13 protein-coding genes and 1 pseudogene are annotated in these 13,620 nt (G+C 58.4%); 11 read left to right on the top strand and 3 right to left on the bottom strand.

What is annotated here, in order from left to right:
* The first annotated feature begins 116 nt into the window (after window positions 1-116).
* Complete coding sequence (gene aroC / locus CFBP5473_RS11910; RefSeq protein ID WP_027677026.1) at window positions 117-1,214, top strand: chorismate synthase; 1,098 nt, start codon at window positions 117-119, stop codon at window positions 1,212-1,214.
* A gap of 14 nt (window positions 1,215-1,228) precedes the next feature.
* Window positions 1,229-2,329: a 3,4-dihydroxy-2-butanone-4-phosphate synthase gene (gene ribB, locus CFBP5473_RS11915; protein ID WP_027677027.1), complete on the top strand. Its 1,101-nt coding sequence runs from the start codon at window positions 1,229-1,231 to the stop codon at window positions 2,327-2,329.
* Window positions 2,330-2,404: 75 nt separating this feature from the next.
* On the opposite strand, the gene CFBP5473_RS11920 is transcribed toward ribB, so the two are convergent.
* Window positions 2,405-3,601 (bottom strand): winged helix-turn-helix domain-containing protein, encoded by a 1,197-nt coding sequence (locus CFBP5473_RS11920; RefSeq protein ID WP_027677028.1) that lies wholly within the window; start codon window positions 3,599-3,601, stop codon window positions 2,405-2,407.
* 110 nt (window positions 3,602-3,711) lie between these two features.
* On the opposite strand from CFBP5473_RS11920, the gene CFBP5473_RS11925 reads away from it, so the two are divergent.
* The 8 genes from CFBP5473_RS11925 to dxs all read left to right on the top strand — a co-directional run bounded on the left by CFBP5473_RS11925 (window position 3,712) and on the right by dxs (window position 11,305).
* Window positions 3,712-4,392, top strand: coding sequence for an energy-coupling factor ABC transporter ATP-binding protein (locus tag CFBP5473_RS11925; protein WP_027677029.1), 681 nt, complete (start codon window positions 3,712-3,714; stop codon window positions 4,390-4,392).
* A complete protein-coding gene (locus CFBP5473_RS11930; protein ID WP_027677030.1) occupies window positions 4,389-5,021 on the top strand; it encodes an energy-coupling factor transporter transmembrane component T family protein in 633 nt (210 codons plus the stop codon). Before CFBP5473_RS11925 ends, CFBP5473_RS11930 begins: the two co-directional genes overlap by 4 nt.
* Entirely contained in the window at window positions 5,018-5,581 is a 564-nt protein-coding gene (locus tag CFBP5473_RS11935; RefSeq protein ID WP_027677031.1) for a biotin transporter BioY, read from the top strand. The genes CFBP5473_RS11930 and CFBP5473_RS11935 overlap by 4 nt, the downstream gene beginning before the upstream one ends.
* 30 nt (window positions 5,582-5,611) lie before the next feature.
* A complete protein-coding gene (locus CFBP5473_RS11940; protein ID WP_027677032.1) occupies window positions 5,612-6,547 on the top strand; it encodes a histone deacetylase family protein in 936 nt (311 codons plus the stop codon).
* A gap of 2 nt (window positions 6,548-6,549) precedes the next feature.
* Window positions 6,550-6,804: an exodeoxyribonuclease VII small subunit gene (locus tag CFBP5473_RS11945; protein ID WP_037171757.1), complete on the top strand. Its 255-nt coding sequence runs from the start codon at window positions 6,550-6,552 to the stop codon at window positions 6,802-6,804.
* Between the two features lie 222 nt (window positions 6,805-7,026).
* Complete coding sequence (locus tag CFBP5473_RS11950; protein ID WP_136954340.1) at window positions 7,027-8,040, top strand: IS5 family transposase; 1,014 nt, start codon at window positions 7,027-7,029, stop codon at window positions 8,038-8,040.
* Window positions 8,041-8,372: 332 nt separating this feature from the next.
* Complete coding sequence (locus tag CFBP5473_RS11955) at window positions 8,373-9,296, top strand: pirin family protein (protein WP_027677325.1); 924 nt, start codon at window positions 8,373-8,375, stop codon at window positions 9,294-9,296.
* A gap of 89 nt (window positions 9,297-9,385) precedes the next feature.
* Entirely contained in the window at window positions 9,386-11,305 is a 1,920-nt protein-coding gene (gene dxs / locus CFBP5473_RS11960) for a 1-deoxy-D-xylulose-5-phosphate synthase (protein ID WP_027677326.1), read from the top strand.
* Window positions 11,306-11,365: 60 nt separating this feature from the next.
* Here dxs and CFBP5473_RS11965 read toward each other — a convergent pair whose 3' ends face one another.
* Together CFBP5473_RS11965 and CFBP5473_RS11970 are read right to left on the bottom strand one after the other, a co-directional pair.
* Window positions 11,366-12,139, bottom strand: a complete 774-nt coding sequence (locus CFBP5473_RS11965) for an isocitrate lyase/PEP mutase family protein (RefSeq protein WP_027677327.1) — start codon at window positions 12,137-12,139, stop codon at window positions 11,366-11,368.
* Window positions 12,123-12,785 (bottom strand): annotated as a pseudogene (locus CFBP5473_RS11970) (methylated-DNA--[protein]-cysteine S-methyltransferase); the annotation flags it as partial. The pseudogene CFBP5473_RS11970 and the gene CFBP5473_RS11965, both read right to left, overlap by 17 nt.
* 74 nt (window positions 12,786-12,859) lie before the next feature.
* Here CFBP5473_RS11970 and CFBP5473_RS11975 point away from each other — a divergent pair.
* Window positions 12,860-13,617 (top strand): IS5 family transposase gene (locus tag CFBP5473_RS11975; RefSeq protein WP_137394051.1). Its coding sequence is split into 2 segments (ribosomal slippage): window positions 12,860-13,193 and window positions 13,193-13,617, totalling 759 coding nucleotides; the frame shifts between segments, so codons are not numbered across the junction.
* Window positions 13,618-13,620 lie beyond the last annotated feature (3 nt).

Consider the following 13,620-nt stretch of genomic DNA (forward strand, 5'->3'; position numbering starts at 1 on the left):
AAGATGCCGGGCGCAGCGCTTCCATTCAATACGGAAACGCTCTAAGAGATGACCCCGCGTATTTTTCGAAATGGCGTGCCTTTCAAAGGCGCGCATCCCGGTCTGGTCTGTACATCATGTCGCATAATACCTTCGGTCATCTCTTCCGCGTTTCCACATGGGGCGAAAGCCATGGTCCGGCGCTGGGCTGCGTGGTGGATGGCTGCCCGCCCGGTATTCGCTTTACGCTTGCCGAAGTGCAGGCCTGGATGGACAAGCGCAAGCCCGGCCAGAGCCGCTTCGTAACGCAGCGACGCGAAGACGATATCGTGAAAGTTCTTTCCGGCGTGATGCTGGATGAGGACGGCGAGACGATGATCACCACCGGCACGCCGATTTCCATGCTGATCGAAAACACCGACCAGCGCTCCAAGGACTACGGCGAAATCGCCCGCCGCTATCGCCCCGGCCATGCGGATTTTACCTATGATCTGAAATACGGCATTCGCGATTATCGCGGTGGTGGACGCTCATCGGCGCGCGAAACCGCGGCGCGTGTGGCCGCAGGCGCTCTGGCCCGCAAAGTCGTGCCCAGCATGACCGTTCGCGGTGCGCTGGTGCAGATCGGCAAGCACAAGATCAACCGCGCCAACTGGGATTGGGCGCAGGTCAACGAAAATCCCTTCTTCTGCCCGGATGCCAATATGGTGCCGGTTTGGGAGGAATATCTGGATGGCATTCGCAAGGCTGGCTCCTCCATCGGCGCCGTTGTCGAAGTCATCGCGGAGGGCGTTCCTGCTGGCCTTGGCGCTCCGCTTTATGCCAAGCTCGATCAGGATATCGCCTCCAATCTCATGTCGATCAACGCCGTGAAGGGCGTGGAAATCGGCGAAGGTTTTGCCTCTGCCGAACTGACCGGCGAGGAAAACGCCGATGAGATGCGCATGGGCAATGACGGCAACCCGATCTTCCTGTCCAACCACGCGGGCGGCATTCTAGGCGGCATCGCCACCGGCCAGCCGATCGTTGCGCGCTTCGCCATCAAGCCCACCTCCTCGATCCTGACGGAGCGTCAGTCTATCGATGCTGACGGCAACAATGTCGAGGTGCGCACCAAGGGCCGCCACGATCCATGCGTCGGCATTCGCGCCGTGCCCATCGGCGAAGCCATGGTGGCCTGCACGGTTGCCGACCATTATCTGCGAGATCGCGGCCAGACCGGTCGCCTGAAATAACCGAGGAGTTTCCCATGGCCTACGATCAGAAACGCGTCGTTGAAGCTATCCGCGCATTCGAGGCGGGCGAGATCGTGGTGGTCATGGATGATGACGACCGGGAGAATGAAGGCGATCTAATTGTTTCTGCCGTGCATTGCACGCCGGAAAAAATGGCCTTCATCGTGCGCCACACTTCCGGCATCGTCTGCGCGCCCATGCCGCGCGAGGAAGCCAAGCGGCTGAACCTCAATGCCATGGTGGCGGAAAATGACAGTGCCCATACCACGGCCTTCACGGTTTCGGTGGATTTCAAGCACGGAACGACGACCGGCATTTCCGCCGATGACCGGACGCTGACGGTGCGCAATCTGGCCAACCCGAATGTGGGTGCCGCCGACTTTACCCGCCCCGGCCATATCTTCCCCCTCATCTCCCGCGAGGGCGGCGTGTTGATGCGCTCCGGCCATACGGAAGCGGCGGTCGATCTCTGCAAGCTGGCAGGGCTGCCGTTGATCGGCGTGATCAGCGAACTGGTGAATGACGACGGCACCGTGATGCGCGGCCCGCAGGTCTCCTCCTTTGCCGAAACCCATGGTTTGAGGCAGGTATCGGTTGCAGACCTCATTGCCTATCGCCAGCGCAAGGAAACGCTGGTCGAGATGGAAAGCGCATTTACCATCGACACGCCTTTCGGCCCGGCCAAGGCACAGACCTACTCCCTGCCCTGGGACCCGATGCAGCACATGGCCGTGATCTTCGGCGATATTCGCGATGGCGTCGACATTCCGGTGCGCCTGCATCCTGAAAACGTCGCAGACGATGTGTTCGGCAAGAAGCAGCCGGTGCAGCATTACATGCAGAAGATTGCCGAAGAAGGCCGCGGCGTCATCGTCTATCTGCGCGAAGGCTCCGTTGGTGTCGGCCAGGTTTCGGGCCGCCGCAAGGCACGCGACCCGGACGAGGCTCATGCCGAAGCCCGCACGCGCGAAGAAGAATGGCTGGAAATCGGCCTCGGCGCGCAAATCCTCAAAGACCTCGGCATCAGCTCCATCAAGCTTCTCAGCACCCGCGAGCGCCATTATGTCGGGCTCGAGGGCTTCGGCATTCAGATCAGCTCGACGGATATTGGTTGAAGCAGGGCAAGCCGCATTTAATTGTGCTCAATTATACGCCATATCCTTTAGCCGCGCTAACGCGATTGGGTAAAGCTATCCTAGCCAGCCATCGAGATATCGGACGCTCTCTACCCCGGTAAATTTTGCAAGGCGATTGAGCTCCGCATCGAGCTTTCCCAGTCGGCCCGCAGAGGGCCTGACACCCTTTTCCAGCCAGAGGCGTTTCACATCGAGCGAACCGTTCCTGCGCTCCGCCTTCATGTCGATACGTCCGATCAGGCGGTCTCCCTCCAAAAGCGGGAAGACGTAATAGCCATATTGGCGCTTCGGCTCCGGCACGAAGACTTCGATGCGGTAGAAGAAGCCGAACAGGCGTTCGGTGCGGGCGCGGTTGCGCAGGAGAGGATCGAACGGGCTCAAGACCCGGATACGCTGCGGCGGCTGGATGGAGGCCTCCGCCTCCAGATCACCGGAAAAGCCCGCGAAAGCGAATGACGCTCTCTCTTTCTCACCATTGGCGGAAACGAGCGACACCTCCGTCAACTCGTCACGATGGGCCGTCACCCAATGCTTCGCCTCGTGCGGCGTTATCAGATCGAAGAAAGCCGAAATCTCCCCCGATGTCGCAAAACCAAGCCGCGACAGTGCCTCCCGGCAGGCCCAGTCGATGAATTCATCATGGCTGACTTCCAGCCCATGGTGATGCTCAGGAATGACGCGTTCGGAGAGATCGTAGACCTTCTGGAAATTGACGCGGCCCGATATTGCCAGCTTTCCCGTATGCCACAGATATTCCAGCGCGGTCTTGGAGGGATGCCAGTTCCACCAGCCGCCGGATTGGTGATCCTCCGCCTTCATGTCGCGGGACATGACAGCGCCGTTTTGCGATATGCGTTGGAAAGTTTCCTCAAAGGCTGCGTCGAAGCCCTCCCCCTGCCATTTTCGCCACCGTTCAAGCATGATTGGTTCACGGCGGCGGAAGCGGTGTTTCCAATAGGGATAGAAGGCGGATGGCAGGATGGAAGCATCATGCGTCCAGTGCTCAAAAAGCGCCCGATCCTTTTCCAGCAGAGCCGTCAGATGCTCACGTCTGTAAGTCTGGTTTCTGGAGAAGATGATCTGGTGATGAGCCCGCTCCACCGTCGCGATACTATCCACCTGCACGAAGCCGAGCTCGGTGATGAGTTGCAGCAAACCGTCCTTCGACAACGCCTTGTTGGGCGCTGCAGACAGACCCTGCCGCGCCAGAAAGATACGTCGTGCTGCTTCGTTCGAAACCAGAATCGCCATGTGAAAAGCCTATGGCCCTGTGGATGAAAATGCAATGTTCTTTTTTTGTTCTTGATTTTTCTGACCGTCATTGTGTTTATAGAGGCGCGAAGGATGGCAAAGGATAAGGCGTGGACATTCAATTCCAGAATGCGGGGGTGAGTTTCGAGGGGCGAACGGCGCTTGCGCCGCTGAACCTGTCTTTGAACCAACACCGCATCGGCATTATTGGCCTCAACGGTTCGGGAAAAACCACTTTCGCGCGGATGATCAACGGCCTGACCAAGCCCAGCAGCGGGCAGGTTATCGTCAACGGGCTCGATACGGTGAAGGACGCAGACGCGGTTCTGAAAGAGGTCGGCTTCGTTTTCCAGAACCCGCAAAACCAGATCATCCTGCCGATCATCCGCGACGACATCGCGTTTGGCTTGAAGAATCGCGAGTTGAGCAAGAGCGCCGTGGAGGCTGCGGTAGACACCATCCTCCGGCGTTTCGGTATCGAGCATCTCGCTGACCGCCGTGCGCATGAGCTTTCCGGTGGAGAGCTGCAACTATCGGCACTTGCGGCGCTGACCATTACCGGCCCGAAAATCCTGATCATGGACGAGCCCACGAACCAGCTGGACCTGAAGAACCGTGCGCTTGTGGAAAAGACGATGAACGGGCTGGAGCAGCATCTGGTCGTGATCACCCATGATCTGCCGCTGCTGGAAAGCTTCGACCGCGTGTTGCTGTTCAATCAAGGTGAATTAGTTGCCGATGGCACGCCCTTAGATGTGATTGCCCGATACCGGGAGATTGCGCTGCAATGAAAAGCCTTTACGCGGAAGGAACTGGCTGGCTTTATCGCCTCTCACCGCGTGTGAAACTGATCGCGCTCGCGGCCTTCAGTATCGCCCTGTTTCTGACGCGTGATCCGCTTTTGCTCACATTGGCTGTCGGTCTCGCGGCGCTGCTCTTGTGGCAGGCACGCCTTGGATTGCAGGAAACCTTCATCAGGCTGCGTCCGATCTTCCTGACAATCGCCGTCATAGCCGCCATCAGCTTCCTGCTCATCCCTCCGCTGGATGCGACCATTGCGCTTTTGAGATTGAGCGCACTTACACTTCTCGCCACCGCGATTACCGCAAGCGTCAGCATTTCGCAGTTCATGGATGAAATCACGGCAGCGCTTTACCCTCTGGAAAAACTGGGGCTGGCGCGGGCGGCGGATATCGGCCTTGCGGTCGGTCTCGTGGTTCGGTTCGTGCCAGAGGTCATCAACCGCTACAACACGCTGAAGGATGCGCATCGCGCGCGCGGACACCGTGTAAAGCTGCATGGCGTTCTCGTGCCGCTCATTATTATGACGTTGAAGGATGCCGACGCGATAGCGGACGCCATTGACGCGCGCGGTTTCAGAGGTCAAACCTCCAAGGACGTAAAAGGGAGAGCCCCATGAAGACCCGTGACCTTGTTCTGATCTCACTGTTTTCAGCCATCATCATCGCGCTTGGCCTGCTGCCGCCGATCCCGATTGGCTTCATTCCGGTTCCGATCACGGCGCAATCGCTCGGCGTCATGCTGGCGGGTGTGGTTCTGGGCGCAAAGCGCGGAACACTCGCAGTCCTGCTAACGATCCTGATCGCGGCAATCGGCCTGCCCGTTCTCTCGGGCGGTCGTGGTGGTCTTTCCATCTTCACGACGCCGACGACCGGCTTCCTCATCGGCTGGATCGCTGCCGCGTTCGTCACGGGCTATCTGTCCGAGCGTCTGGTCAAGGCGAGCCAACCGGCGCTCACGCAGGGGCTCGGCTTCTTCCTGGCAAGCGTCGCGGGTGGCGTCATCGTTCTTTACGCTTTTGGCATTACCTATCTCGCCATCGCAACTGGCATCGGCTTCACCAAGGCGTTCCTTGGCTCCATGGCGTTCATTCCGGGCGATGTCATCAAAGCGGTGCTGGCCGCTCTTGCCGGGCGTGCCGTGATGGCCGGTTATCCGCTGCTGCCGCAACGCGCCTGAGTTTGGCTGGAACTTTCGGGAGTTAGCATCATGGCCACGCGGCTTTACGAGCATCCGATATTTCTGGAACACATAACGCCCGATGGGCACCCCGAACGCCCGGATCGCCTGCGCTCGCTGAACATTGCGCTCGAGCATCCCAATTTCGAGCGGCTGGACCGGAGGGAAGCACCGCAGGCGAATGAGGATGCCGTGCTTCTCACCCACCCCGAAAGCCACCTCATCTCCGTCATGCGGCAGATTCCGGAAGAGGATGGCGAGATCAATCGTATCGAGGCCGATACTTATGCATCGCCAAAAAGCCTTCAGGCAGCGCTGACGGGGATTGGTGCTGCGATGGCGGCGGTCGATGATGTGTTCAAGGGTGCTGCCGACAATGTCTTCGTCGCCAGCCGCCCGCCCGGTCACCATGCGGAAGCCGAAAAGGCCATGGGTTTCTGCCTGTTCAACAATGCCGCCATTGCCGCGCGCCATGCGCAGAAGGTTCACGGCGCAGAGCGCGTGGCCATCGTGGATTGGGACGTGCACCACGGAAACGGCACGCAGGATATTTTCTGGAATGACGCGTCCGTGCTGTTCTGCTCAACGCACCAGATGCCGCTTTACCCATGGAGCGGCGATAAAAACGAGACGGGCGCCAAGAACAACATCGTCAATGCGCCGCTTTCGCCCAACACCGGCAGCGACCACTTTCGCGAGGCTTTCAAATCCCGCGTCCTGCCTGCAATTGCCGATTTCTCGCCGGACCTGATCATCATCTCCGCGGGCTTCGACGCACATCACCGCGATCCGCTGTCGCATATCAATCTGGTTGGCGAGGATTTCGATTGGGCGACGGGGCGAATTCTGGAGATGGCGGACAAATATGCCGGCAACCGGGTCGTCAGCCTGCTGGAAGGCGGTTATGATCTGGAAGGGCTGGCGGAATCGGCGGCCATGCATATTTTGAGAATGATGAAGGGTTGAACATGACGGAAAATGCCAACACAGCCGATGTCAGCGGTTATTCTTTCGAAAAAGCCGTCGCCGAGCTGGAAAGCATTGTAGCCCGCCTGGAACGCGGCGACGTGGCACTGGACGAATCCATCGCCATCTACGAGCGCGGCGAAGCCCTGAAAAAGCATTGCGAAGCGCTGCTGACGACGGCGGAAAAGCGCATCGAAAAGATCAGGCTGGATCGTGCGGGCAAGCCGCAGGGTGTCGAGCCGCTGGATGGTGAGTGAGGTCTTTCCGAGCGTAGCAGGGCTCCTCACCTGCAATTTCTAACACTTAGCTGACGCTAAGATGTTGAAATTGCTTTCTCTCCCACCCCTTCGACAAGCTCAGGACGGAGAGATAAGGCGTATGCCGCGCCGCTTGCGCCCGTTCCTCTACCCTTGTGGGCCTGTTGCAAAACCCTACGGATATGATTCACTCTGTTCGTGAGCGATCGAAGGGGTGTTTGGATGGCGATGAAGAGCGGTTCTCAGTTCAGCTTTGCGGATGCGCTTGTGACGGTGCGCAGTGGGCCGGACCGGTTGGGCAAGCTGTTGTCGGTGGTGAAGTGGTATCGCTTCGAGAAGGTGCTGCGGTCGCTTGAACCTGATGGGGAGACTGGCGGTCGGCCTGCCTATCCTGTTCTGACGATGTTCAAGGCTTTGATGCTGCAGCAGCTTTACGGCCTGTCCGATGCGGAACTGGAGGAGGCGATCTATGACCGCCTTTCCTTTCGCCGCTTTTGTGGCATTGGCCTCGATGAGGCTGTTCCCGATCACACGACACTGTGCCGCTTTCGCAACCGGCTGGTGGAACGGAAACTTCTGGAGAAGCTGTTTGGCGAGCTTGACAGGCAGCTCGATGCCGCAGGCCTGATCCTGCGGCGCGGCACGATGCTGGATGCGACTGTCATCGAGACGCAAGCTGCTCGCCCGCCGCGTGCTCAAGATACGAACAACGGTGCCGAAGGCACTGAAGACAAAGAAGACAAGGTGCAGACGAGCGCACGCGATCCGGATGCGGCGTTTACCCGGCGCAAGGGTCGGCAGGGTTCGAGCTATGGTTACAAGGCCCATGTGGGCGTGGATGAAGGTTCGGGCCTGATCCGGCGGGTGATCACCACGCCGGCCAATATCAACGATACCGTGCCTGCCGATCTGCTGATCGTGGGCGACGAGACGCGGGTTCTGGGCGACAGCGCCTATCACACACATCAACGGGCCGCGATGCTGAAGGAGCGCGGGATTTTCTGCGGTCTGATGAAGCGCCCCAACAAGCATCACCCTGTTCTCAAAGCCGCAGCCCGCCGTTTCAACCGTGCCGTGGCCAGACGACGCGCTGCGGTCGAGACGACCTTTGCCACGCTCAAGCGCCGCATGGGGCTGAGCCACATTCGCTACATCGGTCTTGCCAAGGCATCCGCCCAGGTTCTGCTTGCGGCCATGGCGTTCAACATGCGCCGCTGGGTGACGCTGAGCGCGTGAGCCGAGGGGAGAACTGTGTCCGCAGTTCAGCCATATCACCCATCAACCAGCCTACACGAACCTAGAACCGCCCCTCGATAGGAAGGGCGGTGGCCAAGGTGATTTGTCGTTTGGCAATCAGCTTATGTCGGAAGTTACGCAACGGTCCCCTTGTGGGAGAGGATAGAAAACCTCGATCTTCGCAAAGCGAAGTCTTAGGTTTTCTTGGTGAGGGGTTCGGTTCGCCGGGGTTAATGTACATCTCCCTGCGATAACACACCGTTCACAAGACAATCCTCACTAACCCGGCAAATCGTGGTAATCTCGGGATTAATCACGCAGGAGAAACCTCCATGTCTTTTTTTCCCGGGAATGACCCGGCAGCGGGCGATGCTTTTGCCTGTGATGCCATCGAGAACCTGATCATTCCGCGCTCTAGCGATATTGGCGGCTTTTCCGTGCGCCGCGCCTTGCCAACGCGGGAGCGTCGGCTGGTGGGGCCTTTCATTTTCTTCGACCGAATGGGTCCGGCGATATTGAAGGCGGACGAGGCGCTGGATGTGAAGCCGCATCCGCATATCGGCCTGTCCACAGTCACCTATCTCTTCGATGGCGAGATCAAGCATCGCGATAGTCTCGGCACGGAGCTCGTCATTCGTCCCGGCGATATCAATCTGATGACGGCGGGGCGTGGCATCGTTCATTCGGAGCGCACGCCGGAAAATCTGCGCGGACATCCGCTGTCCATGTCCGGCTTGCAGACGTGGCTGGCCCTGCCGGATGACAAGGAAGAGATAGCGCCGGATTTCGCCCATACGGAGCGAAGCGCGATGCCGGTCATAGATGCGACGGGCGCTCAGGGCCGCGTCGTCATCGGCAATTTTGCAGGCCTGCGGTCGCCGGTGAAGATCTTTACCGATACGCTATATGCCGACCTTTCACTGGCGCCCGGCGCGAAGTTTCCCTTCCCCGCCGACCATGAGGAGCGGGCGATCTATATTCTTTCGGGTTCGCTGGAAGTTGCTGGCGATGTTTTTGCGGCGGATCAATTGCTGGCATTTCGCGCTGGCGATGACATCACACTGAAGGGCGGCGCGCAGGGGTGCCACATCATGCTGTTTGGCGGTGCTGCGCTGAATTCCCGGCGGTACATCTGGTGGAATTTCGTTTCGTCATCAAAAGAACGCATAGAACAGGCCAAGGAAGAGTGGAGAACCGGGCGTTTTGATATCGTACCGGGAGACGAAGAAGAGTTTGTCCCTTTGCCGCAGGGTTGAAATTCGTTAAAACGATTAAGAGCTTGTCGAAGGCTGCGCCCTCCCCCATTTAGAGAGTGCGTTATTCTAAAAACACGAAGGCCGATAGTTTGACCGGAATGCCAGAAACACCATTGCTAGACCGGGTGAAATTCCCATCCGATCTCAAAGCAATCGAGGATCGCGACCTGCCGCAACTGGCCAGGGAATTGCGCGACGAGATGATCGATGCCGTTTCCAAGACCGGCGGGCATCTGGGTGCTGGCCTCGGCGTCGTGGAACTGACGATTGCCATCCACAAGGTTTTCAACACGCCCGAAGACCGGTTGATTTTCGATGTCGGCCATCAGTGCTATCCGCACAAGATTCTGACAGGGCGACGTGACCGCATCCGTACACTGCGGCAGGAAGACGGGCTTTCCGGCTTCACGCGTCGCGCTGAAAGCGAATATGACGATTTCGGTGCGGGCCACTCCTCCACCTCCATCTCCGCCGGTCTCGGCATGGCCGTTGCTGCAGAGCTTGGGCAGAGCGACCGCAAGGTCATATCCATCATCGGCGATGGCTCGATGTCCGCGGGCATGGCTTTCGAAGCGCTGAATAATGCCGGTGCGCTGGATGCGCGTCTGATCGTCATCCTGAATGATAATGACATGTCGATTGCGCCGCCGACGGGCGCCATGAGCGCCTATCTGGCCCGTCTCGCCTCGGGCCGCACCTATATGGGCTTCCGCGATTTCGGCAAGAAGCTGACGGCCTATCTCGGCAAGACCATCGACCGCGCCATTACCCGCGCCGTGACGCATGCGCGCGGCTATGTAACGGGCGGCACGCTGTTCGAGGAGCTTGGCTTCTATCATATCGGCCCCATCGACGGTCATTCCTTCGAGCATCTTCTGCCCGTGCTGCGCAATGTGCGCGATAACCAGAAGGGTCCGGTGCTGATCCATGTCGTGACGCAGAAGGGCAAGGGCTATGCTCCTGCCGAAGCGGCTGCGGACAAGTATCACGGCGTCAACAAGTTCGATGTCATCACCGGTGCGCAGGCGAAAGCCAAGCCGAATGCACCGAGCTATACATCCGTCTTCGCCGAAGCTCTGGTGCAGGAAGCGACGCTGGACGAAAAGATCGTCGGCGTTACCGCGGCCATGCCAAGCGGCACGGGGCTGGACAAGCTGGCGGAACTCTTCCCCAAACGCACCTTCGATGTCGGCATTGCCGAACAGCATGCGGTGACCTTTGCTGCGGGCCTCGCTGCTGAAGGCTACAAGCCGTTCTGCGCGCTCTACTCCACCTTCCTCCAGCGCGGCTATGACCAGCTGGTGCATGATGTTGCGCTTCAGGGGCTGCCGGTGCGCTTCCCTATCGACCGCGCTGGTTTCGTCGGTGCCGATGGCCCCACCCATGCCGGTTCGTTCGATACGACCTTTCTCGCCACCCTGCCCGGCATGGTGGTGATGGCCGCATCGGATGAGGCGGAGCTGAAGCACATGGTGCGCACCGCCGCCGCCTATGATGATGGCCCGATCTCCTTCCGCTATCCGCGCGGCGAAGGCGTTGGCATCGAGATGCCCGCCCGCGGCGAGATCCTCGAAATCGGTAAGGGCCGCGTCATCAAGGAAGGCTCGAAGATCGCGCTTCTTTCCTTCGGCACGCGCCTTGCCGAATGTCTTGCCGCCGCCGAAGACCTCGATGCCGCCGGCCTGCCGACCACGGTTGCCGATGCCCGCTTTGCCAAGCCACTCGATCTCGATCTCATTCGCCAGTTAAGCAGCCACCACGAAGTTCTGGTCACCGTGGAAGAGGGTTCATCCGGCGGTTTCGGCGCGCAGGTGCTGCACTTCATGGCAAGCGCCGGTCTGCTCGATACGGGCCTCAAGGTCCGCACGCTGACCCTGCCCGACCAATGGGTGGAGCAGGCAAAGCCGGAAACCATGTATGCCGAAGCGGGCCTCGACCGCGCCGGGATTGTCTCCACGGTTTTCAAGGCGCTTGGCCAGAAGCAGGTTGGTGTTGGTTTTGCAGGGTGACTGAGGTTGCCTCTATCGGCGCATATCTACTTCTGACATGCGCCGTTTACTCTCATCACTTCACTGACTTAAAAAAGCGCGCTGTGCGTTGCTCTCCAGATGAGAGATCATTTGCAGATAAGGTGCCGGGCCGAAGCTTATTCGGGAAACACCAAGATTTGCGTAGGCTGTTGGGTGGACCGTGTCTCCATCGATCATGATGTTGAGCGGGAGCGACACCCGAGCACAAATGAATTCGATCAAAGATTGATCGGTTAACCCTGGAACGAAAAGGCCATCGGCACCGGCCTCCGCGTAAGCATTTGCTCGCCTGAGAACATCCGTAATCAAAGCATCCGATTTGGCGCGCGCATCCGGCTTTAGAAAAACGTCGGTGCGGGCGTTGATGAAAATCGGAACGCCAGACGCATCTGCCGTTTTGCGGATGATGCGCAGCCTGTCCGCCTGCTCGTCTGCCTCATATAGCCCATCACCGCCTACGATCTGATCTTCGAAGTTCAATCCGACAATACCCAATGAGACAAGCATCTCAATATTTTGCGCAAGGATATTCGGATCGTTCGTGTATCCGCCTTCGAAATCGACCGTTACAGGAACGTCGGTGGTTTTAATGATGCGCGAGACGGTCTTAAGCGCGTCGGCAAGGGGCAAACACTCGCCATCTTCGTAACCTTGTGCTGCTGCCATCGACCAACTACTCGTCGCGACGGCCTTTGCTCCGGCACGCACGCAGGCAGCAGCACTTCCCGCATCCCAGCTATTGACCAAGATCAGCGGCTCGTTGGAGGTGTGGAGATTGTGGAAATAGTGAGCCTTTTCAAGCTGAGATACCATTTGCTTGGTCCTGATGACGTTCTTTGAGTTTTCGTTCTATTTCGATCAGTCTTTGTTTGCGCCACAGACCTCCGCCATACCCTGTCAGAGAACCGTCTGCTCCAATGACCCTATGGCAGGGAATCATCAGCGCAATCTGATTTGCACCATTGGCCCGCGCGACCGCACGTGTAGCTTGAGGTCTTCCAATTTCGCGTGCGACTTCGGAGTAGCTGCGTGTTTCGCCTGCCGGGATTTGGCGCAGCGCGTGCCATACCTGTTGCGTGAAGGGACTGCCCGACAAAGCCAAGGGTGTCTGAAACAATGAGGAACGGGCCGCGAAATAATGACTTAATTCCTCGGCTGCCTGTTCTGAGGGCGGCAGTCGACCAATGCCGATCCTTTCCTTCAATGTTATTTGCAAACGCTTCAGTTCGCTTGGAAGGCCCTTGCGGTCGATGAATTCGAGCAAATGAAGATGACTTCGGCTGCTAACCGCGATCATGTCTCCCAGAGGGGTGGAGATCCAGGTTGCCTGCAATGAGCCACCAGCTCGCAAATCTGCGGGGGTGCAGCCCAGCAGGCGGGAAAAAGCCGAGCGAAAAGCGCTTGCCGAATTGAAACTTGCTTCATGCTGGGCGGAAATGACTTTGCCACCGACAGCTAGGCTCAGGCCCTATTAATTAATCATCCTTTCCAATTTGACGATCTTTTGATTCACTCATGGTAGGAGGACTTGCCATGAGTGATTTGTTTTTGCTGACGCCATCTCAGTTCAACCGCATCCGGCCCTATTTCCCTCTTGCCCACGGCATCGAGCGCGTGGATGATCTGAGGGTCGTGAGCGGCATCATTTACGTGTTGAAACATGGACTTCAATGGAAGGATGCGCCGAAGGAATACGGTCCACATAAGACGCTTTATAACCGGTTCGTCCGCTGGAGCAGGCTCGGCGTCTTCAACCGAATCTTCGAGGCACTTGCGGGGAAGGCAGGTCAACCCGACAGGCTGATGATCGATGCCACCCATTTGAAAGCCCATCGCACCGCAGCCAGCCTGCTAAAAAAGGGGCTCTTTCCCGCTGCATCGGACGAACGAAAGGCGGCCTGAATTCCAAGCTACACGCTGTCACCGACGGCTTGGGACGGCCCTTGCTGTTTTTCCTCACTCAGGGTCAGGCCAGCGACTATCAGGGTGCCCGGCACCTGCTTGATCGCCTACCCAACGCCAAGGAATTACTGGCAGATCGTGGTTACGACGCCGACTGGTTCCGCAATGGATTGAAAGACAAAGGCATTTCACCCTGCATCCCACCACGTAAGAAGCGACGCAACCCGGCCCACTACGACAAAGTCCTCTATAGGCAAAGATATCGTATCGAGAACATGTTTGGTAGGATCAAGGATTGGAGGCGCATCGCCACCCGATACGACCGATGCGCTCACACCTTCCTATCCGCAATCCTCATCGCAGCAACTTGCTGCTACTGGCTCGATTAATGA

It is taken from the genome of Agrobacterium larrymoorei, assembly GCF_005145045.1.
Taxonomy (GTDB): Bacteria; Pseudomonadota; Alphaproteobacteria; order Rhizobiales; family Rhizobiaceae; genus Agrobacterium; species Agrobacterium larrymoorei.

Coding starts and splice junctions, on each gene's coding strand:
- CFBP5473_RS11920 (WP_027677028.1), bottom strand. CDS start 3,601: ATGGCGATTCTGGTTTCGAACGAAGCAGCACGACGTATCTTTCTGGCG.
- CFBP5473_RS11965 (WP_027677327.1), bottom strand. CDS start 12,139: ATGGTATCTCAGCTTGAAAAGGCTCACTATTTCCACAATCTCCACACC.
- CFBP5473_RS11940 (WP_027677032.1), top strand. CDS start 5,612: ATGGCCACGCGGCTTTACGAGCATCCGATATTTCTGGAACACATAACG.
- CFBP5473_RS11945 (WP_037171757.1), top strand. CDS start 6,550: ATGACGGAAAATGCCAACACAGCCGATGTCAGCGGTTATTCTTTCGAA.
- CFBP5473_RS11935 (WP_027677031.1), top strand. CDS start 5,018: ATGAAGACCCGTGACCTTGTTCTGATCTCACTGTTTTCAGCCATCATC.
- CFBP5473_RS11930 (WP_027677030.1), top strand. CDS start 4,389: ATGAAAAGCCTTTACGCGGAAGGAACTGGCTGGCTTTATCGCCTCTCA.
- CFBP5473_RS11950 (WP_136954340.1), top strand. CDS start 7,027: ATGGCGATGAAGAGCGGTTCTCAGTTCAGCTTTGCGGATGCGCTTGTG.
- CFBP5473_RS11955 (WP_027677325.1), top strand. CDS start 8,373: ATGTCTTTTTTTCCCGGGAATGACCCGGCAGCGGGCGATGCTTTTGCC.
- ribB (WP_027677027.1), top strand. CDS start 1,229: ATGGCCTACGATCAGAAACGCGTCGTTGAAGCTATCCGCGCATTCGAG.
- aroC (WP_027677026.1), top strand. CDS start 117: ATGTCGCATAATACCTTCGGTCATCTCTTCCGCGTTTCCACATGGGGC.